The sequence below is a fragment of the Micromonospora sp. NPDC005305 genome, assembly GCF_040607315.1.
In the GTDB taxonomy this organism is placed as follows: domain Bacteria; phylum Actinomycetota; class Actinomycetes; order Mycobacteriales; family Micromonosporaceae; genus Micromonospora.
Map to the genome: position 1 here is coordinate 12828 of NZ_JBEXGL010000021.1, position 26628 is coordinate 39455.

Annotated in this window: 25 protein-coding genes; 19 read left to right on the top strand and 6 right to left on the bottom strand. The window is 74.2% G+C overall.

Going from position 1 to position 26628, the window contains the following annotated elements; genetic code table 11:
- Positions 1-2: 2 nt before the first annotated feature.
- Both ABZS80_RS26610 and ABZS80_RS26615 read right to left on the bottom strand, forming a co-directional pair.
- Positions 3-1472 carry a cryptochrome/photolyase family protein gene (locus tag ABZS80_RS26610; protein ID WP_355060003.1) on the bottom strand — a complete coding sequence of 490 codons (1470 nt, stop codon included), beginning with the start codon at positions 1470-1472 and terminating at the stop codon, positions 3-5.
- An 88-nt stretch (positions 1473-1560) separates the two neighbouring features.
- The gene (locus ABZS80_RS26615) at positions 1561-3138 is read right to left on the bottom strand and encodes a hypothetical protein (protein ID WP_355060005.1); all 1578 of its coding nucleotides are present in this window, start codon (positions 3136-3138) and stop codon (positions 1561-1563) included.
- A gap of 263 nt (positions 3139-3401) precedes the next feature.
- On the opposite strand from ABZS80_RS26615, the gene ABZS80_RS26620 reads away from it, so the two are divergent.
- The 11 genes from ABZS80_RS26620 to ABZS80_RS26670 all read left to right on the top strand — a co-directional run bounded on the left by ABZS80_RS26620 (position 3402) and on the right by ABZS80_RS26670 (position 16434).
- Positions 3402-5387, top strand: a complete 1986-nt coding sequence (locus ABZS80_RS26620; RefSeq protein ID WP_355060007.1) for a TIGR03960 family B12-binding radical SAM protein — start codon at positions 3402-3404, stop codon at positions 5385-5387.
- A 178-nt stretch (positions 5388-5565) separates the two neighbouring features.
- Entirely contained in the window at positions 5566-6006 is a 441-nt protein-coding gene (locus ABZS80_RS26625; protein ID WP_151462554.1) for a hypothetical protein, read from the top strand.
- Between the two features lie 13 nt (positions 6007-6019).
- A complete protein-coding gene (locus ABZS80_RS26630) occupies positions 6020-7480 on the top strand; it encodes a hypothetical protein (protein ID WP_355060010.1) in 1461 nt (486 codons plus the stop codon).
- Positions 7481-7490: 10 nt separating this feature from the next.
- Entirely contained in the window at positions 7491-8864 is a 1374-nt protein-coding gene (mycP, locus tag ABZS80_RS26635) for a type VII secretion-associated serine protease mycosin (protein ID WP_355060012.1), read from the top strand.
- 243 nt (positions 8865-9107) lie between these two features.
- Entirely contained in the window at positions 9108-9827 is a 720-nt protein-coding gene (locus tag ABZS80_RS26640) for a TIGR03936 family radical SAM-associated protein (RefSeq protein WP_355060144.1), read from the top strand.
- 131 nt (positions 9828-9958) lie between these two features.
- Entirely contained in the window at positions 9959-12997 is a 3039-nt protein-coding gene (locus ABZS80_RS26645; protein WP_355060013.1) for an Rne/Rng family ribonuclease, read from the top strand.
- A 115-nt stretch (positions 12998-13112) separates the two neighbouring features.
- The gene (locus tag ABZS80_RS26650; protein ID WP_355060015.1) at positions 13113-13586 is read left to right on the top strand and encodes a hypothetical protein; all 474 of its coding nucleotides are present in this window, start codon (positions 13113-13115) and stop codon (positions 13584-13586) included.
- Between the two features lie 187 nt (positions 13587-13773).
- Positions 13774-14088, top strand: coding sequence for a 50S ribosomal protein L21 (gene rplU / locus ABZS80_RS26655; protein WP_355060017.1), 315 nt, complete (start codon positions 13774-13776; stop codon positions 14086-14088).
- Between the two features lie 11 nt (positions 14089-14099).
- Entirely contained in the window at positions 14100-14354 is a 255-nt protein-coding gene (rpmA, locus tag ABZS80_RS26660; protein WP_013288010.1) for a 50S ribosomal protein L27, read from the top strand.
- Between the two features lie 90 nt (positions 14355-14444).
- The gene (gene obgE, locus ABZS80_RS26665) at positions 14445-15914 is read left to right on the top strand and encodes a GTPase ObgE (protein WP_355060019.1); all 1470 of its coding nucleotides are present in this window, start codon (positions 14445-14447) and stop codon (positions 15912-15914) included.
- 70 nt (positions 15915-15984) lie between these two features.
- Positions 15985-16434: a GNAT family N-acetyltransferase gene (locus ABZS80_RS26670; RefSeq protein ID WP_355060021.1), complete on the top strand. Its 450-nt coding sequence runs from the start codon at positions 15985-15987 to the stop codon at positions 16432-16434.
- A 9-nt stretch (positions 16435-16443) separates the two neighbouring features.
- Here the strand turns inward: ABZS80_RS26670 and ABZS80_RS26675 are convergent, their stop codons facing one another.
- Entirely contained in the window at positions 16444-17103 is a 660-nt protein-coding gene (locus ABZS80_RS26675; protein ID WP_355060023.1) for a DUF6766 family protein, read from the bottom strand.
- Positions 17104-17227: 124 nt separating this feature from the next.
- On the bottom strand, positions 17228-17710 hold the full coding sequence (locus ABZS80_RS26680) for a DUF4383 domain-containing protein (RefSeq protein WP_355060025.1): 483 nt from the start codon (positions 17708-17710) through the stop codon (positions 17228-17230).
- Between the two features lie 198 nt (positions 17711-17908).
- Between ABZS80_RS26680 and ABZS80_RS26685 the strand changes: the two genes are divergently transcribed.
- From ABZS80_RS26685 to ABZS80_RS26695, 3 genes are read left to right on the top strand one after another with little or no spacing between them, the layout of a single operon-like run.
- On the top strand, positions 17909-18688 hold the full coding sequence (locus ABZS80_RS26685; protein WP_355060026.1) for a hypothetical protein: 780 nt from the start codon (positions 17909-17911) through the stop codon (positions 18686-18688).
- A 31-nt stretch (positions 18689-18719) separates the two neighbouring features.
- Entirely contained in the window at positions 18720-19184 is a 465-nt protein-coding gene (locus ABZS80_RS26690; RefSeq protein WP_151462565.1) for a phage holin family protein, read from the top strand.
- Entirely contained in the window at positions 19181-19831 is a 651-nt protein-coding gene (locus tag ABZS80_RS26695; RefSeq protein ID WP_355060029.1) for a DUF3618 domain-containing protein, read from the top strand. The genes ABZS80_RS26690 and ABZS80_RS26695 overlap by 4 nt, the downstream gene beginning before the upstream one ends.
- 88 nt (positions 19832-19919) lie before the next feature.
- On the opposite strand, the gene ABZS80_RS26700 is transcribed toward ABZS80_RS26695, so the two are convergent.
- A complete protein-coding gene (locus ABZS80_RS26700) occupies positions 19920-21032 on the bottom strand; it encodes a glycosyltransferase family 2 protein (protein ID WP_355060031.1) in 1113 nt (370 codons plus the stop codon).
- A gap of 140 nt (positions 21033-21172) precedes the next feature.
- Between ABZS80_RS26700 and ABZS80_RS26705 the strand changes: the two genes are divergently transcribed.
- The 5 genes from ABZS80_RS26705 (at position 21173) to ABZS80_RS26725 (ending at position 25248) form a co-directional block, all read left to right on the top strand.
- Positions 21173-21811, top strand: coding sequence for a cyclase (locus tag ABZS80_RS26705; RefSeq protein ID WP_355060033.1), 639 nt, complete (start codon positions 21173-21175; stop codon positions 21809-21811).
- On the top strand, positions 21808-22986 hold the full coding sequence (locus ABZS80_RS26710) for a zinc-dependent alcohol dehydrogenase (RefSeq protein ID WP_355060035.1): 1179 nt from the start codon (positions 21808-21810) through the stop codon (positions 22984-22986). Before ABZS80_RS26705 ends, ABZS80_RS26710 begins: the two co-directional genes overlap by 4 nt.
- A 63-nt stretch (positions 22987-23049) precedes the next feature.
- Positions 23050-23343, top strand: coding sequence for an HPP family protein (locus ABZS80_RS26715; RefSeq protein ID WP_355060037.1), 294 nt, complete (start codon positions 23050-23052; stop codon positions 23341-23343).
- Positions 23340-24788: a molybdopterin dinucleotide binding domain-containing protein gene (locus ABZS80_RS26720; protein WP_355060039.1), complete on the top strand. Its 1449-nt coding sequence runs from the start codon at positions 23340-23342 to the stop codon at positions 24786-24788. Before ABZS80_RS26715 ends, ABZS80_RS26720 begins: the two co-directional genes overlap by 4 nt.
- A gap of 1 nt (position 24789) precedes the next feature.
- Positions 24790-25248 (top strand): hypothetical protein, encoded by a 459-nt coding sequence (locus tag ABZS80_RS26725; protein ID WP_355060041.1) that lies wholly within the window; start codon positions 24790-24792, stop codon positions 25246-25248.
- 17 nt (positions 25249-25265) lie between these two features.
- Here the strand turns inward: ABZS80_RS26725 and ABZS80_RS26730 are convergent, their stop codons facing one another.
- Positions 25266-26513 (bottom strand): cytochrome P450, encoded by a 1248-nt coding sequence (locus ABZS80_RS26730; protein WP_355060043.1) that lies wholly within the window; start codon positions 26511-26513, stop codon positions 25266-25268.
- Positions 26514-26628: the final 115 nt, after the last annotated feature.

The following is a 26628-nucleotide window of genomic DNA, read 5'->3' on the forward strand; positions in this document are numbered from 1 at the left end:
CGTCACGGCGGGTCGCTGCCGCGCCGCCCTTCCTGGGCGACCACCGCGTCCAGGTCGCCGAGCAGCGCCAGCTGCTTCATGGCCCGGGCCATCCGCGCGTTCCCCGGGATCCGGTCGCGGTTGCCGGCCAGGAACGCCCAGTAGCCGGCGGTGAACGGGCAGGCGTCCGGGCCGAGCCGCTGCCGCGGGTCGTAGCGGCAGCCGCCGCAGTAGTCGCTCATCCGGTTGATGTACGCGCCACCGGCGACGTACGGCTTGGTGGTCATCCGGCCCAGGTCGGCGTACTGGCTCATGCCCACCACGTTGCCGGTCATCACCCACTCGTAGCCGTCCACGAACCGGGTGTGGAACCACTCGACCAGCTCCGACGGGCGCCAGCCGCGCTGGAGCGCGTAGTTGCCGAGCACCATGAGCCGCGGGATGTGGTGCACCCAGCCCCGGTCGCGGACGCCCGTGAGCACGTCCTGCAGGCAGCGCGCGTCGACCGGAGCCGCGTCCAGGTCGCGCCACCAGTCCGGCAGGGCGCGGCGGGCGCCCAGCGCGTTGCTGTCCCGCCAGCCCTTCTCGAAATACCAGTAGGTGTGCCACATGTAGTCCCGCCAGCCCAGCACCTGCCGGACGAAGCCCTCGACGGCGGCCAGCGGCGCCTCCTGCCTCCGGTACGCCCGCTCGGCGCCCCGGACCGCCACCATGGGATCCAGCAGGCCCAGGTTGAACGAGGACGACAGCATGCTGTGCGCCAGCCACGGGTCGGTGGAGAGCATGGCGTCCTCGTACCGGCCGAACGCGGCGAGCCGGTGCCGGAGGAAGTGCCGCAACCGGGACCTCGCCTCGCCGGTGGTGGCCGGGAAGCGGCGGGGCCCGTCCCGCCCGGCGAACCGGATGCCCTCCCGGGCCCAGCGGTCCAGGTCGGCCCGGACCTCCGCGTCGATGTCGTCCTCCTTCGGCATCACCGGCGCCGGGACGTCGAGCCTGCCGTCCTTCGGCGGGGGATCCCGGTTCTCGGTGTCGAAGCTCCACCGGCCGCCCGCAGGCTCGCGACCGTCCATGAGCACCCCGTGGTGCTCCCGGGCGAACCGGTAGAACACCTCCATCCGCAGCGCGCCCCGGCGGTCGTCGGCCCAGTCGGCGAAGTCCGCCAGGCTGGTCGCGAAGCCCCGGGCCGGCAGCACGGTGACCGCGTCCAGCCCTCGGACGAACTCCAGCGCCCGCCGCGAGGTCGGGTGACACACCTCCAGTGGCTCGCGGACCTGCCTCAGGGCCTGCCCGTACGTCTCGCCGCGCACGAAGATCGCCTGGTCGCCCAGCTCGGCGGCGCGGTGCCGGAGCGCGGAGAGGATCAGGTGGGCCTTCTGCCGGTGGAAGACGCGCCGCCGGAAGACCGCCTTGGACTCGATGAGGAGAACCGGCTGCTTCCGCTCGTCGAGGAAGTGCGGCCCCAGCTGGTCAGCGAAGAGCCAACGCCGCGACATGTCCTGATTGTCACCCCTCGGACCGATCCGACCCGGGAGGAAGGCGGAACCTTTACGTGTTCGATACGTTGCGAACGGTGACGGTCCCTCAGGACTGCTCGGGGGTGACGACCTTCTGGCGCAGGTCGTCCAGCAGCCGGCCGCTGTCCTCCACGGACAGTCGGGTGAAGACGCCGGTGGCCAGGCTGCCGTGGTCCACCGAGGTGCACACCACCACCGTGTCGCCGTCGGCCCGGCCCACCGCGCAGCGCTCGTACCGGCCCCGGACACCGGTCTCCACCGGCACCGAGGGGGCGAGGTCGTACCGGTCGGTGAGGCGGGCCAGCTCGGCCTGCGCGTCCGACTCCGGGCTCAGCCGGAACCCGGTGCCGCCGAAGAGGGTCACCCGCTTGCCGTCGCTCGTCGTGTAGATGCCGGCGAAGGTGTCCTCGGCCATCAGGTGCGCCTGGCGTACCTGCGACTTCAGCTCGGCGGCGGCGGCCTGGCTGCGCTCGTCCTGGCGCAGCCGCATCGAGCCGAGCTGGTCGGGCAGGCTGGCGCTCGCCGGGTACTGGGCGGAGAGCGGTTGGGCCCACCAGAGCGGCACCCCGCAGCAGCAGGCGACGGTGAGCAGCAGCACCCAGGGCCAGCGGCGCCGGCGGCGGACCGGCACGGCCACGTACCCCTTGGGCGGCCCCCACCCGGGCGGCGCGGCCACCGGCGGCGGGGTCTTCTTCGCGCGGCGCTGCTTCGGCGGCGCGGGCCGGGGCGGCGCGACCGCCGGCGGCGACACCGGCCGGGCGACCGGCGGCGGGGCCGGGACGGCCGGCGGGCCGAGCGGCGGCGCCGCGGCGACCGGCGGGGCGGCGTAGGGAGGCGGGTGCGGCGCCGTGTAGGGCGCCGTGTAGGGCAGGGTCGCCGGCAGCGCCGGGAAGTCGGCGGAGTGCAGGTCCCAACCGGTGGTGTCCACGCCCGCCCACGGGTCGACCGGCACCTGGTGCTCTGGCGAGTCGGCCGGCGGCACCGGGGTGGGCTCGGCCGACTCGCCCCAGGCGCGCTTGCGCGGCGGCGGGGGCGGCACCGCGGCGGAGCCGCTCCAGCGGGGGGCGGGCGGCTCCGCCGGCGTCTCGACGCCGGCCTGGTTCTCGACCCGGGTGGGGTCCGGCCGCTGCTCCACCCGGGTGGGGTCGGGGCGGGGCGCAACCGGGGCGGACCCGGCGGCGCGGGTCGGGCCGGGCACGGCGGCCGAACCCCGGGCGGGCGGGGCCGGCGACACCGGGGTGGGGTCGGGGTCCGCGGCGGGGTCGGCCTCCGGGTCGGGGTCGGCCTCCGCGTCGGGGCCGGCCTGCGCGGCGGGTTCCGGCTGCGCGGCCGGTGCGGCCTGCGCGGTGGGCTCGTCGCGTGGGGCGGCCTCCGCGTGCGAAGCGGCTTCGGCCGGTGCGGCGGGCGCGGTGGGCTCGCCCTCCGGCGCGGGCTCGGCCGCTGCGGTGGCGGGAACCGGCTGCGCGTCGGGTGCGCCGGCCCGGGCCTCGGCGTCCACGGGCGCGTCCGCCCTGGTCGGAGGCGCGGCGTCGGCCTGCGGTGGAACGTCGGCCGGAGGCTCGGTGACCGCCGGATCCCCGTTCCGGCCGGTGGCCGGGGTGCCCCCGTCGGCCGGCCGGTCCGCCCCCGGCTGCGGCTGCGACATCGCGGCAATCTCCTCTCGCGCCCGTTGCGAGGTTAGTACCGCCCCGCCACCCCCGACGAATCCACCACCACCCCACCCCACCCACCCCCACCCCGCTCGTCGATCAAGAGGTTTGCGTCGGGTCGGCGCGGATCCTGACGCAAACCTCTTGATCAACGCGGGGAGAGGGGTGGACGGGGCGGTGGGGGGCCTGGTTGGGGTGGGTGGGGTGGGCCAGCGGTGCCGCGTCGTCGGTGGCGGGGGACCGCGTACCCTTGGGCATCATGAGTGCCCCGTCGACGACGCCGCGCCCGACCGCGGCCAATTCCGTGTGGCCGCGGTTGGAGCCGCTGCTGCCCCAGGTGACCAAGCCCATCCAGTACGTGGGTGGCGAGCTGGGCGCGGTGGTCAAGGACTGGGACGCGGCGACCGTCCGGTGGGCGCTGATGTACCCCGACGCGTACGAGGTGGGCCTGCCCAACCAGGGCGTCCAGATCCTCTACGAGGTGCTCAACGAGCTGCCCGACGTGCTCGCCGAGCGGACGTACGCGGTCTGGCCGGACCTGGAGAAGCTGATGCGCGCCCACGGCGTGCCGCAGTTCACCGTCGACGCCCACCGCGCGGTGCGCGACTTCGACGTGTTCGGCGTCTCCTTCTCCACCGAGCTGGGCTACACCAACCTGCTCACCGCGATCGACCTGGCCGGCATCCCGCTGCTCGCCGCCGACCGCACCGAGGCCGACCCGGTGATCGTGGCCGGTGGCCACGCCGCGTTCAACCCGGAGCCGATCGCCGACTTCGTCGACGCCGCGGTGCTCGGCGACGGCGAGGAGGCGGTGCTGGAGATCACCGCGATCGTCCGGGACTGGAAGGCCGAGGGCTGCCCGGGCGGCCGGGACGAGCTGCTGCTGCGGCTGGCCCGCACCGAGAGCATCTACGTGCCGCGCTTCTACGACGTGGACTACCTGCCCGACGGCCGGATCCAGCGGGTCGTGCCGAACCGTCCCGACGTGCCGTTCCGGGTGCACAAGCGCACGACCATGGACCTGGACGCCTGGCCGTACCCGAAGAAGCCGCTCGTGCCGCTGGCCGAGACGGTCCACGAGCGGTACGCGGTGGAGATCTTCCGCGGCTGCACCCGTGGCTGCCGGTTCTGCCAGGCGGGCATGATCACCCGCCCGGTGCGGGAGCGCTCGATCACCACGGTCGGCCAGATGGTGCAGCAGGGGCTGGAGTTCTCCGGCTTCCACGAGGTGGGCCTGCTGTCGCTGTCGTCGGCCGACCACTCGGAGATCGGCGACATGTGCTCCGGGCTCGCCGAGCAGTACGCGGGCACCAACGTCTCGCTCTCGCTGCCGTCGACGCGGGTGGACGCCTTCAACATCGACCTGGCGCAGGAGCTGTCCCGCAACGGCCGGCGGACCGGCCTGACCTTCGCCCCCGAGGGCGGGTCGGAGCGGATCCGCAAGGTCATCAACAAGATGGTGTCGAAGGACGACCTCATCCGCACCGTGGTGACCGCGTACACCAACGGTTGGCGGCAGGTGAAGCTCTACTTCATGTGCGGCCTGCCGACCGAGACCGACGCCGACGTCCTCGAGATCGCCGACATGGCGCACGAGGTCATCCGGGCCGGCCGGGCGGCCACCGGGTCCAAGGACATCCGCTGCACCGTCTCGATCGGTGGCTTCGTGCCGAAGCCGCACACCCCGTTCCAGTGGGCCGCCATGGAGCGCCCCGAGGTCATCGACGGCCGGCTCCGGCTGCTCAAGCAGGCCATCAACAGCGACCGCTCGCTGGGCCGGGCCGTCGGCTTCCGCTACCACGACGGCGAGCCGTCGCTGATCGAGGGCCTGCTGTCCCGGGGCGACCGCCGGGTCGGCGCGGTGATCCGCCGGGTCTGGGAGAACGGCGGCCGGTTCGACGGTTGGAGCGAGCACTTCTCCTACCAGCGCTGGGTGGACGCGGCGGCCGAGGTGCTGCCGTCGTTCGGGGTGGACCTGGACTGGTTCACCACCCGGGAGCGCGACGAGCTGGAGGTCCTGCCCTGGGACCACCTCGACTCGGGCCTGGACAAGGACTGGCTCTGGCAGGACTGGCAGGACTCGCTCGCCGAGTATGAGCAGGACGACTGCCGGTGGACGCCCTGCTTCGACTGCGGCGTGTGCCCGGCCATGGACACCGAGATCCAGATCGGCCCGACCGGCCGGAAGCTGCTGCCGTTGACCCCGGTCAACGGTCTGAAGCTGCCCGCCGGCGCCCAGCAGTAGCACCGCCGGCGCACACCGGAGCGCGGGATCCCTCGGGGTTCCGCGCTCCGTCACATTCCGGGACACGTCGCCCGTCGATGTCCCGTGACGCGGGGTGGGGGTGCCCCGACTGGCTGTCTCTCGATACGCTGCGTCCGTATTGGACCGGCCGGGGGCCGGCAGCGGGGAGGGCAGCAGCATGGGTGACATCAGGCCGCCGGACACCGGCGATCTGCACGTCAGCGTCGAGGACCTGGACGCCGCGGCGGACTACGTCGAGCGCCTCAAGCAGTATGTCGACGACACCATCAGCTACGAGATGGAACGCATCAAGGAGCGGATGAAGGGCGACAGCAACAACGCGCAGACGGTGCCCAACGGCACGCCGTTCGGCGCGTACGAGGACGCTCGCATGCAGTGGCAGGCGCTGACGAAGTCGACGGCGAACATGGAGGCCCACCTCAAGTCGCTCTCCACCAAGCTCGCCTCACTGAAGCAGGGCACCGAGGACATCGCGAAGGCGTTCCGCGACACCGAGGCCCGCAACGCCGCCAACGGCAAGGAGATCGAGCGGCTGCTGGAGTCCGCCGCCCCGCCGCCGGCGACGGGCGAGCAGCCCACCTACCCGTACACGGCCTGAGGGGGAGAGGGTCATGGCTGGAGGAACCTGGGAGCGGTGCGTCCGCGAGGTGACGCTGTCGGCGGACCCGGAGACGGTCGGCTCGGTCGGGGTGGGGTGGCGCAACCTCTCCACCGGCCTGGGCTACCTGCGGGACTCGCTCGTCGGGCGGTCCTTCGTGGGCCCGATCGCGTCGGGCCAGGAGCGCCCGCACAGCGGCGGCCTGCCCGGCCTGCTCAGCGGCTGGAAGGGCAGCGGCGGCGACGCGTACCGCGAGCACCTGGGCGAGATCGGCAAGGAGATCGAGGATCTCATCACCCACGCGAGCAACGTCAGCGGTGCGCTGGCGCGGATCGAGGGTGACATCCGCAAGTCGGTCGCGAGCATCCCGATCCCGCTGATGGACGACTTCGGCTGGGACGAGTGGAGCCTGCCCAACGGCACCGAGCTCGACGACGCCCGCGACGGCGAGAGCGCCTCGGGCTTCCTGGCCGCGCTGCGCAAGGACTACCAGAGCAACCCGGCCTCGTACGCCGACGGCGCGTTCCGCGACAAGGCCGACGACCTCGAGGCGACCATGAAGGTCGACGGCAACGCCAGCGACAACAAGCGCGGCGGCTGGTGGGACACCAAGTCGCACCTGGACAACTGGTACCGGGACAACCAGCAGGCGGCCAACTCGGCGATGTCGCCGCTGCCGGCCGCCGTGGAGACGGAGCGGCCCAAGCTGGTCGTGCCCACGCCGAACTCCGACGTCGACGACTACCGTCCCGACGACCGCAAGCCGCCGTCCGGCCTGCCGGGCGGTGGTGGCGGCGTCGGTGGCGGTGGCGCGGGCGGCGGCTTCGGTGGCGGCGCGCCCTCCCTCGGCAGCACCGGCGGCGGTGGTGGCGGCGGCGGTGGCTCCTTCGACGGCGGATCCCTGAAGCCCCCGCCCACCACCGGCGGCCCCGACTTCGGCGGCGGAGGCAGTGGCGGCGGCGCCGGCACCGTCACCCCGCCGTCCACCGGCGCTGGCTACCCGGGGACCGGTGACCACGACTACGGCAGCGGCCTGGCCGGCGCCGGCGGGCCGGGCACCATCGGCGGCGGCGCCGGCGGGCTCGGCGGCGGCGTCAACTCCGCGGGGCTCGGCGGCGCCGGTGGCGGCTTCGGCGGTGGCGGCGCCGGCCTCGGCTCGGCCGGCGGCATCGGTGGCGGCGGTGTCGGCGCGGCCGGCGGGATCGGCATGGGCGGCATCCCCGGCATGGTCGGTGGCGGCAACGGCAAGGTGCCCCCGATGACCAGCGCGGCCAGCGCGCTGCGCAACGCGGCCGGCGCGGGCGCGGGCGCGGGTGGCGCGCGCGGCGCCGGCATGATGGGCGGCGGCATGATGGGCGGCGGGCACGGCGGCGCCGGGCACGGCGGCTCCGGCAGCGAGCACTCGTCGTGGTTGACTGAGGACGACGATCCGTGGGGCAGCGGTGACGCCGCGTCCCCGGGCATCCTGCGCTGAGGACGGACGGATGAGGTTGCACGCGGGCGCGCTCCGGTCGGTCGCGGCCGGCCTGGTGGCCGGGCTCATGGTGCTGGGGGCCGCCCAACCGGCGGCCGCCGCGCCGCGGCGGGCCGAACAGTGGTACCTGGACGAGCTGCGCATCGACCAGGTGCACCGGCTCTCCACCGGGCACGGGGTGACCGTCGCCGTGGTGGACAGCGGCGTCGACGCCAGCCACCCGGAGCTGGCCGGCCAGGTGCTCCCCGGGCGCCGCAGCTACGGCGCCCCCGGCGACGGGCGCTCCGACGCGGACGGCCACGGCACCCACATGGCCGGCATCATCGCGGCGCGCAACGCCGGTTCGGACGGGGTGACCGGCATCGCGCCGGGCGTGCGGATCCTGCCGATCAAGACGAAGCCGGGCAAGGGAGAGAGCAGCGACGCGGCGTCGGCCCAGGGCATCCGGATGGCCGTCGACGGCGGCGCCAAGGTCGTCAACCTGTCCTACGGCAGCATGGGCGTGGCGTCCGACGACGAGGAGGCCGCGATCCGCTACGCCCTCGAGCGGGACGTGGTCGTGGTGGGCGCTGCCGGCAACACCGCCAAGGGGCACACCGAGGTGATCAGCCCGGCCAATGTCCCCGGGGTGATCGCGGTGACCGGCACCACGAGGGGTGGTCGTTTCTGGTCCGGCTCCAGCCAGGGGCGCGAGGCCGTGGTGGCTGCCCCCGCCGACGGCATCTACAACGCCGGCCCGGACCACGGCTACGGCTGGGGTGACGGCACCTCCGACGCCACCGCGATCGTCTCCGGCATCGCGGCGCTCATCCGCGCGAAGTATCCGGATCTCTCCGCGCCCAACGTGATCAACCGGATCATCCGCACCGCCCGGGACGCCGGCCCGCCAGGCCGCGACCCGCAGTACGGCTTCGGCCGGATCGACCCGGTGGCGGCGCTCACCGCCAAGGTGCCGGCGGTCTCGGCGAACCCGCTCCTCGGCGGGGCCGCGGCCAGCTCGGCTCCTCCGCAGGCGGCCGAGGACGACGACTTCGACGTGACGGAGTACGGCGACCGGGGCGGCCCCACCGACCAGCAGGTCATGGTCATCGGCATCGGCATCGCCGTGGTGCTCCTGGTGCTCGTGGCGCTGGTGGTCTTCCTCATCTGGAACCGGCGCCGCTACCGCCGGGAGGCGGCCCGGGCGGCCGCCGTGCCGGACCGCCTGCTCGACCAGGACGCCGGGGGTGGCTACGGCACCCCACCGGTCCCGGCCGGTTACCACGCCCCGCCGGGCGCACCGGGTGGCCAGGCCCCGCCGGGCGCCAACCCCTACGCCCCGCCGCCCGGCCACGTTCCGCCGCCGCCGGGGACGTACCCGCCGCCGGGCGGCAACCGGTCCTGAACCGTGGTGGCCGGCCGGGTGACCTGTGGGTCGCCGGCCGGCCACCGTCGTTCTCGGGGCGGGTGGGCGTCCCCGCTGACCGGTTCGGGCCGGTTCGTCCGGCCGCATCCGCCGCCCCGGCTGCGGGCCGTGCCGGCCGCTGCGCCAGGATGGAACCGACACGCAGGCACAGCCGAGGAGCTCACGATCGCCAGAAAGCCTCAACCCGAGGGCGGCCAGGCGCCGGTCGTCCAGCGGGTCCGGATCCGGTACGCCAAGCGTGGACCGCTGCGGTTCACCTCGCACCGGGACTTCGCCCGGGCCTTCGAGCGCGCGTTGCGCCGGGCCGGCGTACCGATCGCCTTCTCCCAGGGTTTCACCCCGCACCCGAAGATCTCGTACGCCTCGGCGGCGCCGACCGGCGTGGCCAGCGAGGCGGAGTACCTGGAGATCGGCCTGCGGGAGCCGGTCGACCCGGAGCAGCTGCGGGCGGCCCTGGACGCCGCCCTGTCGCCCGGGCTCGACGTGCTGGACGCGGTGGAGGCCGCCGGCGGCAGCCTGGCCGACCGGATCGAGGCCTCCCGGTGGCGGATCGAACTGCCCGAGGTCGACCCGGCCGCGCTGGAGCGGGCCGTGACGGCGTTCACCGGCGCCGAGGAAATCCAGGTCGAGCGGATGACCAAGCAGGGGAGGCGCACCTTCGACGCCCGCGCCGCCGTCATCGCCATCGATACGCTGCCGCCGTCCGAGACGCCTTCCGGGGCGACGGCCGTACCGTGTGCGATACTCGAACTGGTCGTGCGGCAGGTCACCCCCTCCGTACGACCCGATGACGTCCTTTCCGGCCTCCGCGTGGTGGCCGACCTGGAGCCGCCGGTCTCCCCGAGGGTGATCCGGCTGGCGCAGGGCACGTTGACCGCGCAAGGCGAGATCGTCGATCCGTTGGACGCGGATCGCGACGGGGCAGCCATCGGAGAACGCTGACCGTCGGTCAGCGTTCTGGCAGGCAGACTTCGGCGGCCGCGCACCTGCGCGACCGGCGGAAACACCTTTTGCGGCGACCCTGCGTGGCAGCGCTCACCCGCGCCCGGGGCAGCCAGAACTGGAGAACGTCCATGCTCGAGAACGAGCCCGAGGGCGGCGAACGGACCGGCGCAGAGCCGGCCGAGGCAGCCGCCACCAGCAGCACCGACAGCACCGCCGAGGTCAGGCCGCCGGCCCGCAAGCGGGCCAGCCGTCGCAAGGCCGCCCCGCTGAACCAGCCGGAGCAGACCGACGCGCCGGTCGAGGCGCACACCCCGGTGACCGGGACCGGCGAGACGCCGCAGGCCGAGGTGTTCGCCCCGGTCGCCGGTGACCTGGAGGCCGCGCCGAAGACCCGGCGGCGGCGCAAGGCGACCCCCGCCAAGGCGGCCGAGGAGCCGGTGGTCGCGGCCGGGGCGGAGGCCGCCTCCGACGAGGTGGTGCCGCCGGTCAAGGTGACCCGCACCCGCCGCCGCAAGACCACCCCTCCGCCGGTCGACGCCGCCGCGGACGAGGCGCCGACGGGCGCGCCGGCCGAGACGGCCGGGCCCGCGGTCGAGCCGCACGCGGTCGCCGAGCCGCAGCCCGACACCGAGCCCCCGGCCGCCCCGGAGCCCCCGGCGCCCGCCGAGGGCGAGCCGGAGGACGAGGACGCGGTCGGGGAGGACGCCGAGGACGAGCCGACCACCGGCGACCGGGGCGCCGACGAGGCCGTCCTGGCCCGCGCCGGCGGTCCGGAGGACCGGACCGGCGAGGTGTCGCCCGGTGCCGCCGTGCCGGGCCCTGCCGAGGAGCCGGCCGAGGAGCCCGCGCCGACCAGCCGCAGGCGCCGCGCCGCACTCTCCGCGCCGACCGTCCTGTTCATGCCTCCGCAGCCCGAGGAGGCCCCGGTCGTCCGGGTCACCTACCCGGTCGCCGAGGAGCCGGCCGAGGAGCCGGCGGAGACCGGCCGGCGCCGCCGCCGGGGTCGTCGCGAGGTCGAGCCGGTCGAGGCCGAGGTCGAGGTCGAGGAGGAGCCGACCGTCGAGGCCGAGGAGGACGCCGAGGCGGACGAGGAGGACGAGGACGAGGCCGCCCTGCGGCGCCGCCGCCGTCGGGGCCGCCGGGGCCGGGGCCGCGGCCGGGGCGCCGAGGAGGCGGAGGACGAGGAGGCCGAGGAGGCCGTCCGGGCCGAGTCCGCCGAGGCCGAGGCCGAGGAGAGCGAGGACGAGGAGGAGGCCGAGGGCGAGGGGATGACCCGTCGTCGCCGTCGGCGCCGCCGCCGGGGCGCGGGTGAGGCGGAGACCGCCGCCGAGGACGGCGTGCCCACCGTCGTCAAGATCCGCGAGCCGCGCAAGGCCGTCGACGAGGTGCAGGGCGTCTCGGGCTCGACCCGGCTGGAGGCCAAGCGGCAGCGCCGCCGGGACGGCCGCGAGCAGCGGCGTACCCGCCCGCCGATCCTCAGCGAGTCGGAGTTCCTGGCCCGCCGGGAGGCGGTCGACCGGGTGATGGCCGTCCGCCAGCGGGGCGACCGGACGCAGATCGCGGTCCTCGAGGACGGCGTGCTGGTCGAGCACTACGTGACCCGCAACTCGTCCGGCACGATGGCCGGCAACGTCTACCTCGGCAAGGTGCAGAACGTCCTGCCCAGCATGGAGGCGGCCTTCGTCGACATCGGGCGCGGCCGCAACGCCGTGCTCTACGCCGGCGAGGTCAACTGGGACACCACCGGCCTGGAGGGCCGGGCGCGCTCGATCGAGCAGGCGCTCCGGTCCGGCGACTCGGTGCTGGTGCAGGTCACCAAGGACCCGATCGGGCACAAGGGCGCTCGGCTGACCAGCCACATCGCGCTCTCCGGCCGGCACCTGGTCTACGTGCCGAACGGCAACGCCTCCGGCATCAGCCGGAAGCTGCCGGACACCGAGCGCAAGCGGCTGCGGGACATCCTCAAGAAGCTGGTGCCGGACGGCGCCGGGGTGATCGTGCGGACGGCCGCCGAGGGCGCCAGCGAGGACGAGCTGGCCCGGGACGTCAAGCGGCTCCAGGCGCAGTGGGAGGAGATCCAGGCCAAGGCGGCCGAGGGCGGCGCCCCGGTGCTGCTCTACGAGGAGCCCGACCTGGTCATCCGGGTGGTCCGGGACCTGTTCAACGAGGACTTCCGCGAGCTGGTCATCGAGGGCGAGCCGGCGTACGACCTGGTCGAGTCCTACCTGTCGCACGTCTCGCCGGACCTGGTGGCCCGGCTGCGCCGGCACGCCGGCACCACGGACGTGTTCGCCGAGTACCGGATCGACGAGCAGATCCTGAAGGGACTGGACCGGAAGGTCTTCCTCCCGTCCGGCGGCTCGCTGGTGATCGACCGGACCGAGGCGATGACCGTCATCGACGTCAACACCGGCAAGTACACCGGCTCCGGGGGCAACCTGGAGGAGACGGTCACCCGGAACAACCTGGAGGCGGCCGAGGAGATCGTGCGCCAGCTCCGGCTGCGCGACCTCGGCGGCATCGTGGTGATCGACTTCATCGACATGGTGCTGGAGTCGAACCGGGAGCTGGTGCTGCGCCGGCTCACCGAGTGCCTCGGCCGGGACCGCACCAAGCACCAGGTCACCGAGATCACCTCGCTCGGCCTCGTGCAGATGACCCGCAAGCGGATCGGCGCGGGCCTGCTGGAGGCGTTCAGCGAGACCTGCGAGTGCTGCAAGGGCCGGGGCGTCATCATCCACACCGAGCCGGTGCCGGAGAAGCCGCGCGGTGGCGCGGGGGAGAAGGTCAAGGCCGTGGCCTCGGCCGTCACCAGCCCCGCCACCGAGGAGAAGGGCCGGCGCCGGGGTCGCCGGGCCGCCGCGGAGAAGCCCGCGGCGGAGGCCGCGGAGCAGCCCACCCCGGCGGCGCCGGAGAAGGCCGTCGCCGAGGTGGTCGACAGCTCGGACGACGACTACTACGACACCCAGGGCTACGACCTGTCCCGGTTCGAGACGGAGACGGCGGCCGCCCCGGCGGTGGCGGACAGCCAGCAGGGCGACTCGGCCCGGCTGGCCGCCGCGGACGACCCGGACGCCATCGGCGACGGGGACGAGGAGGGCGCCGAGAACGGCGCCACCCGCCGGCGCTCCCGGCGCGGCGGCGCGCGGCGGCGCACCCGGCCGTGAGCCGCTGACCTGTACGGCGTTTGACAGGGCCCCTGCACCGGCAACAGAGTCGGGCAGGGGCCCTGCCGTGTCCGTCGACCCCCGGTCGGGACGGCCGGCCCCGGAGGGAGGAGACATGCGTCGCGTGTTCGCGGTCACCGCGCTGACCGGGCTTCTGCTGGCCGGCGCGGGCTGCGCCGACCGGGGCGAGGACCCGTTCGCGGTGGGCTTCGCCTCACCGGCCCCACCGCCCACGGCGGCCACACCAGCCCCGACGGTCACCGGCGACCCGGGTGTCTGCGCCCGCGCCAAGCAGGCCGGCTCCGCCGCCGTGCAGACGTACGTGTTCAAGCTGGCCGAGATGCTGCGTGCCACCGGCCGCGGCGACGGGAAGGCCGCGGACACCGCCCGACGGGACGCGGAGACGGCCCTCGTGGGCTGGCGGGACGCGCTGCGGGAGCAGTCCGGGCAGGCCGCCGACCCCCGGCTGCGCACCCTGTTGGCGGACCTCGCCACCGAGGTCGGCGGGCTGGGCACGGACGTGCAGGCGATCGACGAGACGGAGTTCGACCGGCTCCAGGGGCGGCTCGACGAGCTCTGTCCGGCCTGACGGGCGGCCCGGTTTGGGCGGCGGGCCGGTCATGGCGTACGCTTGCCTGCGGCGCACTTTGGTGTGCCGAGTTCCCGCGTGCCCGCGCCGCCGGTGTCACGGCTCCCGGCGAGACGCCGTGGGAACGACCGACCGGTAACGGTGGGTAAAGACGCCAGCAGCCTCAACGACAGGGAGTCCGCCTCCGATGTACGCGATCGTCAAGACCGGCGGCAAGCAGTACAAGGTCGCCGAGGGCGACGTGATCGAGGTCGAGAAGCTCGCCGGTGCCCCCGGCGACGCGGTGAAGCTCACCGCGGTGCTCCTCGTCGACGGTGACGACCTGGTGACCGACGCGACGAAGCTCGCCACGGTCGCGGTGTCCGGCGAGATCGCCGCGCACACCAAGGGCCCGAAGATCCGGATCCACAAGTTCAAGAACAAGACCGGCTACCACAAGCGCCAGGGTCACCGTCAGCCGCTGACCCAGGTCAAGGTGACCGGCATCTCCAGCGGGAAGTAGGTCGTCCTCCAATGGCTCACAAAAAGGGTGCGTCCAGCTCGCGTAACGGTCGCGATTCCGCGGCCCAGCGGCTCGGCGTGAAGCGCTTCGGTGGTCAGGTCGTCAGCGCGGGTGAGATCCTCATCCGTCAGCGTGGCACCAAGTTCCACCCCGGTGACCTGGTCGGCCGTGGCGGCGACGACACGCTGTTCGCGCTGGCCGCCGGCTCGGTCCAGTTCGGCACCAAGCGCGGTCGCAAGACCGTCAGCATCGTGCCGCAGCAGTAATTCGCAGGCGTTGCGGGCCGTGGACCTCGTGTCCCGGCCCGCTTCGCTTTTTCAGGTGCGGGGCAGTGTCCCGCTGGAAGGATTGGCGTCGTGACGACGTTCGTTGACCGGGTCGTCCTGCACATGCAGGCCGGCGACGGCGGGCACGGCTGTGTCTCCATCCACCGGGAGAAGTTCAAGCCCTTCGGCGGCCCCGACGGCGGCAACGGCGGGCACGGCGGCAGCGTCTCGCTGGTCGTCGACGCGCAGGTGACCACGCTGCTCGACTTCCACTTCCGTCCGCACATGAAGGCCGAGAACGGCAAGGGCGGGGCGGGCTCGAACCGGGACGGGGCCAACGGCCGCGACCTGGTGATCAAGGTGCCGAACGGCACGGTGGTGCAGACCCTCGACGGCGAGGTGCTGGCCGACCTGGTCGGCGTCGGCACCACCTTCGAGGCGGCCCGGGGCGGCCGGGGCGGCCGGGGCAACGCCTCGCTGGCGAACGCCCGGCGCAAGGCCCCCGGCTTCGCCGAGCTGGGCGAGCCCGGTGACCGGCTCGACGTGGTGCTGGAGCTGAAGAGCGTCGCCGACGTCGGCCTGGTGGGCTTCCCGTCCGCGGGCAAGTCCTCGCTGATCTCGGTGATCTCCGCGGCCAAGCCGAAGATCGCCGACTACCCGTTCACCACGCTCGTGCCCAACCTGGGCGTCGTCCGGGTGGACAACCACACCTTCACGGTCGCCGACGTGCCGGGCCTGATCCCGGGCGCGGCCACCGGCAGGGGGCTGGGCCTGGAGTTCCTCCGCCACGTCGAGCGCTGCGCCGTGCTGGTGCACGTGGTCGACACGGCGACGCTGGAGCCGGGCCGGGACCCGCTCGCCGACATCGACGCCATCGAGTCCGAGCTGACCCAGTACGGCGGCCTGGCCGACCGGCCCCGCCTCGTGGCCCTCAACAAGATCGACGTGCCGGACGGGCGGGACCTCGCCGACATCGTCCGGCCCGACCTGGAGGCCCGCGGCTTCCGGGTGTTCGACGTCTCCACCGCCACGCGGGAGGGGCTGCGGGAGCTGACGTACGCGATGGCGGAGCTGGTCGACCAGTCGCGCCGTGCCGCGCCGCCGGCCGAGCCGACCCGGATCGTGATCCGGCCGAAGGCGGTCGACGACGCCGGCTTCACCATCGAGGCCGAGGACGACGGCTCCTTCACGGTGCGGGGCAACCGCCCGGAGCGCTGGGTCAAGCAGACGAACTTCGACAACGACGAGGCGGTGGGCTTCCTGGCCGACCGGCTGGCCCGCCTCGGCGTGGAGGAGAAGCTGGCCAAGGCCGGCGCCCAGGCGGGCGACCTGGTCCGGATCGGCGACCGCGAGTTCGACTGGCAGCCCACCCTCTACGCCGGCGTCGACTTCGTCCCGGGCAACCGGGGCACGGACGTGCGGCTGGAGGACAAGACGGCCCGTGCCTCCGCCGCGGAGCGGCTGGCCGCCCGCAAGGCGCGCCGGGTGCGCCCGGAGGACGAGCTGGAGGCGGCCGCCCCGCAGGACGACGCCGACGCCGACGCCGAGGACTGGGAGTAGTTCCGTTCCGTCCGCGTTCGGGATGGTGGCCGGAAACGTCCGCGAAATCCGGTCGACCTACCGTGACGGGATGCTGATCGAATCCCGTCCCGCCACGGATCCCGAGGTCGCCGCCCTGGTCGCCGCGCAGCAGCGGGAGCTGCGCGAGGCCGACGGCGGCCTGGACGGGCAGGCGACGGTCACCCACGACGACATCCGCTACCTGGCGGTGGTCGAGGGCGGCCTGGCGGTCGCCTGCGGCGGCCTCCAGGCCCTCGACGCCGACACCGGCGAGCTGAAGCGGATGTACGTCCGGCCGGCGTACCGGGGGCGGGGGATCGCCCGGCAGTTGCTGGCGGCCCTGGAGGAGCTGGCCTTCCGGCAGGGGCACACCACCGTGTGCCTGGAGACCGGGAGCTATCTGCCGGCCGCCATCGGCCTCTACCGGTCCTGCGGCTACCGGCCCGTTCCGGTGTACGGCGAGTACGTCGACAACCCGTTCAGCGTGTGCTTCGCCAAGCGGCTGCCGGTCGCCGCCTGACGGCGGGCCCTAGGCGCCGGTCTCGGCGTGGGCCGCGGTGACCGGCTTGGACTCGGGACTGGCGTGCTGCCGCAGCACGATGCTGAGCAGGATCAGCGCGCCCACGGCGAGGAACTCGCTCTGCCAGTTCTGCATCGACTGGAACCAGAAGTCGCTGGTGCCGAGGAACTGCCAGGCGCCGATGGGGGCGGCCCCGCTCTGCAACGCCTGCTCCTCGTTGTAGGCGGCCACGCCGCCGAACAGGTGCCCGAGGAACGAGCCCGCGAAGATCATGAACAGCGCGATCGAGAGGCTGTTCCGGTAGACCACCAGCGGCAGCCCGCCGGCCCGCACCGGCCAGGGCGAGTCCGGGGTCCCGTGCCGCGGGTCGTCCTCGGGCCGGTCCGTCTGGCCCTCCGGCTTCGACTCGGCCGAGCCCTTCTGCACCAGGTACGCGGTGAGCAGCACGTAGCCGCCCATCTGGAGGAACTCCGACTCCCAGTTCTCGAAGACCGCCTCGGCGAAGTGCCCGGTGCCCAGGTACGCCCACCAGCTCAGCGGCGCGGCGCCGTACTCGGCCAACTCCTCGTTGTGCACCTGCCAGCCGAACACGCTCTGCAACACCAGGAAGATCACGAACGCGCCGAGCATGGCGACCGTGAGTGCGTTGTCCCGCAACAACCGTGGCATCGCCGGACCTCCTCGTCCCGCCGGGGGTAACCCCCCGTGGTGGTCCTGTGCCCCGGGCCGCCAACGGGCAAACGCCGGCCCGGCGCGTCGCGGCCGACGCCGCCCGAACGGGTGACGGCGCTGGTCAGGGCCGGTCGAAGGGAGTGTCCGGCCGCCCGCCGGTACCCACCTCGTTGTTGAGCAGCAGCCCCAGCGCGAGCATGCCGAAGCCGAGGAAGAGGTGCAGCCAGTTGTCGGCGTCGTTGAACGGCACGAAGTTCGCCGCAGTCTCCCGGTCGATGGCGAAGCCGTACAGCCAGAGGCCCAGGTAGGCGGCGCCGCCGCCGGCCAGGAACAGCCGGGCCCCGGCGATCCGCCGGGCCAGCACGAGGCCGGCCAGCCCGAAGAGCAGGTGCAGCAGGTTGTGCAGGATCGACACCTGGAACAGGCCGATGAGCTTGGCCTCCGAGTGGTGGCCGGCGAACCTCAGGTCCCCGTAGTGGGTGGTGAAGCCGGGGACGAAGCCGAGCACACCGATCAGCACGAAGACGGCGGCCACCGCGAGGGCGACCTTCTGGATCGGCGGCCGGGACCGGGCCGCGGCGCGTCCGCGCACGTCACGTGCCATCGCCGTCACCTCCGTAGCTCACCGCCGCCCGGGGCGGGCAGACCCTCCATTGTGTGACCGGCGCGGGGCGGCTCCGCAGAGAAATGACGAATCAGGCATGGACCCGGCGACCGGGGGTAGGGATTCCGACACGCCGGCAGCAACGCCGGCGTGATCCCCCCAGCACACCCGCTACGAATTCCGAGCGGAAGGGACATCATGACTTACGATCTCTCATCCACGTCCGGCACCTACGAGTCGACCAACGGCGGCGGGGTCCGTGACCAGGCCCGCCAGGTCGGCAACGAGGCCGCCAACGCGGGCGGCGCGGTCGCCCAGACCGCCAAGGAGCAGGGCCAGGAGGTCGTGGGCGAGGCCAAGCGCCAAGCCCGCAACCTCTACGGCGAGGCCCGCAACCAGGTCACCGCCCAGACCAGCCAGCAGCAGCAGCGCGCGGCCAGCGGGCTGCGTTCGCTGGCCGAGGAGATGCGCTCGATGGCGCAGAACGGCGGCAGCGCGGGCCCGGTCACCGAGCTGGCCCACCAGGCCGCCGACCGGGTGCACGGCGTGGCCGGCTGGCTGGAGCAGCGCGAGCCGGGCGACCTGCTCCACGAGGTGAAGAACTACGCCCGCCGCAACCCGGGCACCTTCCTGCTGGGCGCCGCCCTGCTCGGTGTGGTCGCCGGCCGGCTGACCCGGAACATCGCGGCGGTCGGCGACGGCGGGGGCCAGCAGTCGTACGACCCGGACCGGACCGCGGTCATCCCGACCTCCCGGGCGGTGCCGGAGCAGGTGCCGCAGGGCGGCTACCTCGACCCGACCCCCGGCACGTACGCCGAGCCGGACCCGGGCTACTCCGCGCCGGGTGCGACGTACCCGGGTGGCGGCGCCCCGAACACCTGGGCCGACCCGGAGGGTGGCACCGGCCAGCCGCTGCCCCCGCCGAGCCGCACCGACCCGCTGCCGGGCGTGCCGTCGAGCGGCGTCAACCGTCCGTGAGCGGCCCGAGCGACAGAAGGGAGGCGACGGCATGAGCATGCCGACGCAGGGGTCCGGACTGGACTCGGGTTACACCGCGGCGGGCGCGCCGCACACCGCGGACGAGGTCCGGGGCAGCTCCATCGGTGAGCTGATGCGCCAGGTCACCACCGACCTCTCCACGCTGATGCGCCAGGAGGTCGAGCTGGCCAAGGCCGAGATCCGCCAGGAGGGGAAGAAGGCGGGCAAGGCCGCCGGCCTCTTCGGCGGCGCCGGCTTCGGCGGCTACATGGTGGCGCTCTTCGTCTCCATCGCGGTGTGGCAGTTCCTGGACAACGTGATGGATTCGGGCCTGGCCGCGCTGATCGTGGCCGTGATCTGGGCCGTGGTCGCCGCGGTCCTCTACTCGAAGGCCAAGAAGAACGCCGAGCGGATTCGCGGCCTCAAGCAGACCAACGACAGCGTGCAGCGCATCCCCGACGCGCTCAAGCCGCACCCGGAGGGAGTCACCCGATGAGCACCGATCCCGACCAGATCCGCCGGGAGATCGAAGCCACTCGCACCAACCTCAGCTCGGACGTGGACGCCCTGGCGTACAAGGTCAGCCCGGGCCGGATCGTCGACGACCGCAAGCAGCGCGTCCGCAGCGCGCTGACCAACGTGAAGGACAAGGTGATGGGAACCGCATCGGACCTCGGCCACAGCACCGGCCACGCCGCCCACTCGGTCGGTGACCACGCCTCGTCGGCGGCGTCGACCGTCGGCGACAAGGCCCACGCCGCCGCCTCGACCGTCGGCGACGCCGCCCACCGGGCCCCGCAGGTGCTGCGGGAGAAGTCCGAGGGCAACCCGATCGCGGCCGGCGTAATCGCCTTCGGCGTCGGCATGCTGGTGTCCTCGCTGATCCCGGCCACCCGCCGCGAGCAGCAGGTCGCCGCGCAGGTCAAGGAGAAGGCCGCCGAGCACAGCGGCGCCGTGAAGGAGAAGCTCACCGAGGTCGCCGGGGAGCTGAAGGAGGAGCTGCGCGAGCCGGCGCAGCAGGCCACCGAGTCGGTGAAGTCCACCGCGCAGGACGCCGTGCACGCCGTCAAGGACGACACGAAGTCCGCCGCGCAGGACGTCAAGGACACCGCGCAGCAGTCCCGCGACCAGGTGCGGTACTGACCGCCGACACCCGTACGCCGCAGCTCGCGGCCACACCCGGCGCCACGCCGGGAGGTGGCCGCGAGCTGTCGCGTGAGGGGTCCCCGGTTCAGCGCCGCAGCCGGTCCGCCGGGGCCGGGGCCGGCGCGGCGCCGGTCTCCACCCAGAGCACCAGGTCGTCGGGGCGGCGCTCGGCGAGCCGCCGGCGCAGCGCCCGGGTGGAGTGCGCCGCCTGACGGGCGTGCGGGGCGGGCCGGCCGCCGCGTAGCCGCCGGCCCACGGCGAGCCAGGCGCCGACCCCGCGTTCCAGCAGCCACAGCGGCGCCGCGAGCGTCGTGTGTGCCGGGAAGACGCGGGCGCCGCCGGCCCGTCGCCGGCCCACCTCCGCCACGGCCACCGTCGCCACCCCGGCCCGCAGCAGCAGTCCCGGCCGGCGGGCGGCGAGCGCGGCCGCCGCGGCCGGCAGCACCGCCAGCGCGGCCAGCAGCCATCCGGGCCGGGCCAGCTCGTCGTACGCCGGCCGGCGCGCGCCGGCCGACGGGAGCCGCCGCACGTACAGCCAGGCGGGGGCCGCCGTGGCGCCGCCGTACGCGCGGACCGTCCGGACCAGTTCCAGGTTCTCGGCGGGCACGTCCGAGTCGTAGCCGCCCATGGCCAGGAAGGTGCTCCGGCGCACCGCGAGGGTGCCCGGCCGGTCGGCGCCGAACGCCCGGTGGAGCAGCGTCCCGCCGGCGCCCCACCAGGCATGCCAGGGCAGCGGGTCGACGTGGTCCTGCGGCCGGACCAGGTCCACCCGGTCGAGCAGCCCGTGTAGGGCGCGCAGCCCGCCGAGGTCGTAGCGGACGTCGTCGCCGGCGATCACCACGTGCTCGTGGGGGGCCAGGGCGACGCCGGTCAGCACGCCGACCGCCGTGGGGTTGCGCCCGCGCAGCGCGGGGTCGGGCGGGACGTGCCGGACCAGCCCCCGCCACGCGGCGGCGTGCCGGGCGAACAGTTCCGGCGGCGACCCGTCGACCACGATCACGTCCACCCACCGGCTCAGCTCGCGGAGGTAACCGGTCAGCCCGGCGCCGCCGCTGTCGCCGTCGGGGCGCAGCGGAAGGACGTACGCCATCCGGAGCCGGTCCGGCGCGGACGCCGCGCCGAGGTCGAGGCGGGTGAGCGCCTCCGGGATGCCACCGGCCGGATGCCACCGGCCGGACTGGCGGGGGTCGTGGGCCACGGGCGCGCCCCTCTCGGTCGGCGGGGACGGCAGCGTGCCCGAAATTCCGGTGATCAAACCGTTTCGCCGTTTCGACGCCGCCGCGCCGGGTAGCGCTCCGGGATGCGGGCGGTCCGAGGCGCCCCGGTGGAGGAGACGTGATGAGCAGCAACGCGACGAGGTGGGCGCTGGCCGGCGCCGCCACGGTGACCGCGTTCGGGGTCGGCCGGGTGGTGGCCCGGCGACGGCGCCGGCGCCAACCCGACCGGGCGGACGGCTGGTACGTCGTCCACCGGGGAATCACGGTGGACCGGCCGATGGAGGCGGTGGTCGGCTTCTGGACCGACCGGGAACGGCTGGACCGGGGGCTCGCCGAGTGGGTGAGTCTGGAGCAGCTCGACGACAGCCGGTGGCGCTGCGTGGCGACCGACGCGGGCGGCGACGGCACCGAGTGGCGGGCCGAGATCACCGTCGCCGGCCCGGGCCGGCTGAGCTGGCGGGTCACCGAGGGGCCGGTGGCCCAGGAGGGGCGGGTCGAGCTGGCGCCGGCGCCGCAGGACCGGGGCACCGAGATCCGGGCCCAGCTGCGCTGGCGGTCCGGCCCGGTACGCCGGGCGCTCGGCCTGACCGGCGGGAACGACCCGGACGTCGCGCTGCGCAGCGCCCTGCGCCGGATCAAGTCGCTCATCGAGACCGGTCAGGTGCTGGACACCCGGCACGACCCGTCGGGGCGCAGCCCGAAGCAGGAGCAGGCGACCGACCGGATGCGGGAGAAGCTGATGGCGGGAGGCCGGCCGTGAGGGCGCTGTGCTGGGAGGGCGTCGGCAAGCTGGCCGTGCGCGACGTGCCGGAGCCGGCCGTCCGGTCGGGCGGGGACATCATCGTCAAGGTGCGGGCCAGCAGCGTGTGCGGCTCGGACCTGCATCTGATCAACGGATACCTGCCGGCGATGCGCGAGGGCGACATCCTCGGCCACGAGTTCATGGGCGAGGTGGTGGAGACCGGCCCGGACGTGCGGCGGATCAACGTCGGCGACCGGGTGGTCGTCGGCTCGGTGGTGGCCTGCGCCGGCTGCTGGTACTGCCGCACCGAGCAGTACTCGCTCTGCGACAACTCCAACCCGCAGCCGGTCTTCACCGAGAAGCTCTGGGGCCACTCGCCGGCCGGCATCCTCGGCTACTCGCACGCGGCCGGCGGCTACTCGGGCAGCCACGCCGAATACATCCGGGTGCCGTTCGGCGACGTCGGCGCGTTCACCGTGCCCGACGGGGTGCCGGACGACTCGGTGGTGTTCGCCTCCGACGCCATGCCGACCGGGTGGATGGCGGCCGACTTCTGCGGTCTCAAGGGCGGTGAGGTGGTCGCCGTCTGGGGCGCCGGCGGGGTGGGTCAGATGGCCGCCCGGTCCGCGCAGATCCTGGGCGCCGAGCGGGTCATCGTGATCGACCGGCTGCCGGAGCGGCTGGCCACCGCCACCCAGCGGCTCGGCGTCGAGACGATCAACTACGCGGAGACCGACGTGCTGGAGGCGCTGCGCGAGCTGACCGCCGGGCGCGGGCCGGACGCCTGCATCGAGGCCGTCGGCATGGAGTCGCACGACGTGGGGCCGATCTACGCGTACGACCGGGCGAAGCAGAGCGCCCGGCTGCAGACCGACCGGCCCACCTCGGTCCGGCAGGCGATCATGGCGTGCCGCAAGGGCGGCACCGTGAGCATCGTCGGGGTGTACGCCGGCCTGGTGGACAAGTTCCCGCTCGGCGCGGCCATGAACAAGGCGCTGGTGCTGCGGATGGGGCAGATGCATGCCCAGCGCTACATCCCCATGCTGCTGGACCGGATCGCGATCGGCGAGATCGACCCGGGCTACCTGGCGACCCACCCCATGTCGCTGGAGGAGGGGGCCCGGGGCTACGAGATCTTCCAGAAGAAGGAGGAGGGCTGCCTGCGGACCGTGCTGCACCCGCAGCCGGCCTGACCGGACGCGCGACGGCCGGGACGCCCGTCGATTCGAAATCCCGCGGCCGGGTACGCGTTCCTGGTGGCCACCGGCCTCGCCGACCGGCCGTCCGCGCTCCAGGAGGGGGTGTCCGGGGCGCGGATCGTCGCGGCGGCCGGCTCCCTCGCCGTCACCGCCGCGGTGCTGGTCGTGGGGAAGGCCGCGCACCCTCCGGCCGGCGCGACCACACTGATCGTGAGCCTCGGGCTGCTGCACACCCCGACCCAGCTCGTCGTCGCGTTCGCCGCCGTGCTGCTGGTGACCGTGGTCGACCTGCTGTTCAACCGGGCGACCGGCCGGCCGATGCCGCTGTGGGCGGCGCCGAAGGAGGGATGAGCCAGTCCAACCAGGCCACCGCGGCGTCCTGCCAGGTGAACAACCTGCACCTGATCCGGGGCATGATCGGCCGGCCCGGGGCCGGGCTCTACCAGATGAACGGCCAGCCCACCGCGCAGAACAACCGCGAGTGCGGCGCCGACGGCGACCTGCCCGGCCTGCGCAACTGGGCCAACGAGGAGCACATCGCCGAGCTGGCCCGGCTGTGGAACGTCGAGGTCGACAAGATCCCGCACTGGGCGCCGCCGACGCACGCCATGCAGATCTTCCGGTACGCCGAGCAGGGCTCGATCAAGCTGCTGTGGATCTCGGCCACCAACCCGGCGGTGTCCCTGCCCGACCTGGCCCGGATCCGCCGGATCCTGGCGAACCCGGAGCTGTTCGTGGTGGTGCAGGACCTCTTCCTGACCGAGACCGCCGAGCTGGCCGACGTGGTGCTGCCGGCCGCCACCTGGGGCGAGAAGACCGGCACGTTCACCAGCGTGGACCGGACCGTGCACATCTCCGACAAGGCCGTCGAGCCGCCCGGCGAGGCCCGGCCCGACCTGGACATCTTCCTCGACTACGCGCGCCGGATGGACTTCCGCAACTCCGCTGGCGAGCCGCTGATCACCTGGACCGGGCCGGAGGAGGTGTTCGAGGCGTGGAAGGAGTGCTCGCGCGGCCGGCCCTGCGACTACACGGCGATCACCTACGACAGGCTGCGCAGCGGCGGCATCCAGTGGCCGTGCACCGACGAGCACCCGGACGGCACCGAGCGGCTCTACACCGACGGGGTGTTCAACACCGACCCGGACTACTGCGAGTCGTACGGCCACGATCTCGCCACCGGGGCCGAGCTGCTGCCCGAGGAGTACCGGGCCAAGCGGCCCGCCGGCCGGGCGTTCCTGCACGCCACGCCGTACCAGCCGTCGCCGGAGGTGCCCAGCGGGGACTTCCCGCTGCTGCTCACCACCGGGCGGACGGTCTACCAGTTCCACACCAGGACCAAGACCGGCCGGGCCACCCAGCTCGTGCACGCCGCCCCCGAGTCGTGGGTGGAGCTCAACCCGGCCGACGCCGAGGGGCTCGGCGTCGGCGAGGGGGACCTGGTCCGGATCGAGTCGCCGCGCGGCGTCGTCCGCGCCCGGGCCCGCATCTGCGGGGTACGCCCCGGCGTGGTCTTCCTCCCCTTCCACTACGGCTACTGGGACGCGGCCGACGGCGCCCACCCCGGGGAGGGGCGGCACGACCGGGCCGCCAACGAGCTGACCATCACGGCCTGGGACCCGGTCTCCAAGCAGCCGATCTTCAAGGTGGCGGCGGTGCGGCTGGTGAAGGAGGCCGACTCGGGCGGCCACCCCTCGCCCGCCCCCACGGTGGGCGGCTCCGCCCCGCCGGAGGGCTCCGGAATCCCGGCCACGGTCGGCGGGCCGGCCGCCGAGGCGCCGTCGAGGGGGGAGTGACATGCACCTGGCCCACTATCTCGGCCTGCTGCACAAGGCCCAGGAACGCCTCGGCGACGCGTTCACCGAGGTGGGGAAGGCGCACGGCGACGAGCCGGACGTCTTCCACACCTGCGAGAAGCTGGCCGACCAGTGCCGCGCCCACGCGGAGAAGCTGGCGCCCTTCGCCCGCCGCTACGCCGAGGAGGCCCCGGCCGAGCCGGACCGGCTGCACTCCGCGCTGTTCTCCGGCACCCGGACCGGGCCGATCGGTCTGCTCCGCGACCTCCAGGACCTCTACCTCATGGCCGCCGAGTGCGACATCTGCTGGACGGTGGTCGGGCAGGCCGCGTACGGGGCCCGGGACGAGGACCTGCTCGGGGTGGTGCGGGCCTGCGAGCAGGAGACCGCCATCCAACTCAAGTGGCTGCGCACCCGGATGAAGCAGGCCGCCCCGCAGGCGCTCGTGGTGGTGTCGTGACTGTCCTCCCGCGCTGATCACGCGGTGCGGCGAACCCCGTCGAGGACGAGGCCGCTGGGCGGCAGGGCGGGCATCCGGCCCAGGTCGAGGGCCAGATCCTGCGGCGGCACCCGGTAGCTCATCGACCCGGTGAGGTTGCCGACCGCCCGCTTCATCAACTCGATCGTGATCCACTCGCCGGCGCAGCGGTGGCCGGTGTCGTGGTCGCCGCCGCCCTGCGGGACCAGCCGGAACGGGTCACCCCGCCAGCCGTCGAACCGCTCGGGCCGGAACCGCTCCGGCTCCGGCCACAACTCCGGGTGGTGGTTCGTGCCGTAGAGGTCGAGCAGCACCCGCCGGCCCTGCGGGAAGTCGTACCCCTGCCACTCGAACGAGCGCCGGACCCGGGCCGCGGCCACCGGGAAGAACGGGTAGTAGCGCCGTACCTCCTGCACGAAGCTCTCGGCCGCCGCGTCGTCGCCGCGGACCCGGTCGCACCAGTGCGGGTGGTCGTGCAGCGCCAGCGCGCAGAAGACCACGAAGCGGTCCACGGCGACCGTCGGGCGGAGCACGTTGAGCAGCTCCACCGCCGCGATCCGGCGGGGCAGCAGGGTTCCCCGCTCGTCCCGGTACTCGGCGACGACCCGCAGCGCGCTGCCCTCCGGCGCGGGCAGCGCGCCGGCGCGTACCCGCTCGATCACCTCGCCGGCCCACCGTTCGGCGCGGCGGCGGCCGAGCCGGCCCCGCCAGTGCCCCGGACCGACCACGGCCGGCCCCTCGATCATCGCGTGCATCTCGGCGGTGCGGCGGGGCACCTCGGAGTCGGCCAGCGGCACGCCGGCCCAGGCCCAGACCGCCCGGGTGAGCAGCCGGCCCACCTCGTCGTAGAGCACCACCGGCCCGGACTCGGCCCACGCCGGGACGCGGGCCCGCCACTCGTCGTCGAAGAGCTGCCCGAGATGGCGGATCGCCGCCGGTGTCATGATCGACATGAACATGGCCTTGCGGCTCCGGTGCGCGGCGCCGTCGAGGCCCTGGACGCCGCCCACCCCGGTCAGCGTGCGCTGGGCGCGCATCGGCATGGCGCCGCGCCGGACGAAGCGCTCGTTGTCGTAGAACAGTTCCGCCGCCGGGCGGCCCCGCAGGCAGATCGTCGGTTCCAGCAGCAGCCGGGTCTGGACGATGTCGGTGCCGAGGCGGTCGCACCGCGCGCCGACGAACCGGTAGCCCTCGCGGAGGAACGCGAGCGTGCTCTCCGGGCTGCGGTCGCTGGGGATGGTGCTCATCGCTGCTCCTGACGCGGCTCGGCGACCCTGCGCGGCCGCTGCGCTACCTACCCGTGCCGGCGCGGGCGAATCCTCGCCCGCAACCTCGTGACCTCGGCATCCGCGGCCTCCACGA

Bases quoted from the DNA above. Each gene is read 5' to 3' on its own strand.
- ABZS80_RS26610 (WP_355060003.1), bottom strand. From the start codon at position 1,472: ATGTCGCGGCGTTGGCTCTTCGCTGACCAGCTGGGGCCGCACTTCCTC.
- ABZS80_RS26615 (WP_355060005.1), bottom strand. From the start codon at position 3,138: ATGTCGCAGCCGCAGCCGGGGGCGGACCGGCCGGCCGACGGGGGCACC.
- ABZS80_RS26620 (WP_355060007.1), top strand. From the start codon at position 3,402: ATGAGTGCCCCGTCGACGACGCCGCGCCCGACCGCGGCCAATTCCGTG.
- ABZS80_RS26625 (WP_151462554.1), top strand. From the start codon at position 5,566: ATGGGTGACATCAGGCCGCCGGACACCGGCGATCTGCACGTCAGCGTC.
- ABZS80_RS26630 (WP_355060010.1), top strand. From the start codon at position 6,020: ATGGCTGGAGGAACCTGGGAGCGGTGCGTCCGCGAGGTGACGCTGTCG.
- mycP (WP_355060012.1), top strand. From the start codon at position 7,491: ATGAGGTTGCACGCGGGCGCGCTCCGGTCGGTCGCGGCCGGCCTGGTG.
- ABZS80_RS26645 (WP_355060013.1), top strand. From the start codon at position 9,959: ATGCTCGAGAACGAGCCCGAGGGCGGCGAACGGACCGGCGCAGAGCCG.
- ABZS80_RS26650 (WP_355060015.1), top strand. From the start codon at position 13,113: ATGCGTCGCGTGTTCGCGGTCACCGCGCTGACCGGGCTTCTGCTGGCC.
- rplU (WP_355060017.1), top strand. From the start codon at position 13,774: ATGTACGCGATCGTCAAGACCGGCGGCAAGCAGTACAAGGTCGCCGAG.
- rpmA (WP_013288010.1), top strand. From the start codon at position 14,100: ATGGCTCACAAAAAGGGTGCGTCCAGCTCGCGTAACGGTCGCGATTCC.
- ABZS80_RS26670 (WP_355060021.1), top strand. From the start codon at position 15,985: ATGCTGATCGAATCCCGTCCCGCCACGGATCCCGAGGTCGCCGCCCTG.
- ABZS80_RS26675 (WP_355060023.1), bottom strand. From the start codon at position 17,103: ATGCCACGGTTGTTGCGGGACAACGCACTCACGGTCGCCATGCTCGGC.
- ABZS80_RS26680 (WP_355060025.1), bottom strand. From the start codon at position 17,710: ATGGCACGTGACGTGCGCGGACGCGCCGCGGCCCGGTCCCGGCCGCCG.
- ABZS80_RS26685 (WP_355060026.1), top strand. From the start codon at position 17,909: ATGACTTACGATCTCTCATCCACGTCCGGCACCTACGAGTCGACCAAC.
- ABZS80_RS26690 (WP_151462565.1), top strand. From the start codon at position 18,720: ATGAGCATGCCGACGCAGGGGTCCGGACTGGACTCGGGTTACACCGCG.
- ABZS80_RS26695 (WP_355060029.1), top strand. From the start codon at position 19,181: ATGAGCACCGATCCCGACCAGATCCGCCGGGAGATCGAAGCCACTCGC.
- ABZS80_RS26705 (WP_355060033.1), top strand. From the start codon at position 21,173: ATGAGCAGCAACGCGACGAGGTGGGCGCTGGCCGGCGCCGCCACGGTG.
- ABZS80_RS26720 (WP_355060039.1), top strand. From the start codon at position 23,340: ATGAGCCAGTCCAACCAGGCCACCGCGGCGTCCTGCCAGGTGAACAAC.
- ABZS80_RS26725 (WP_355060041.1), top strand. From the start codon at position 24,790: ATGCACCTGGCCCACTATCTCGGCCTGCTGCACAAGGCCCAGGAACGC.
- ABZS80_RS26730 (WP_355060043.1), bottom strand. From the start codon at position 26,513: ATGAGCACCATCCCCAGCGACCGCAGCCCGGAGAGCACGCTCGCGTTC.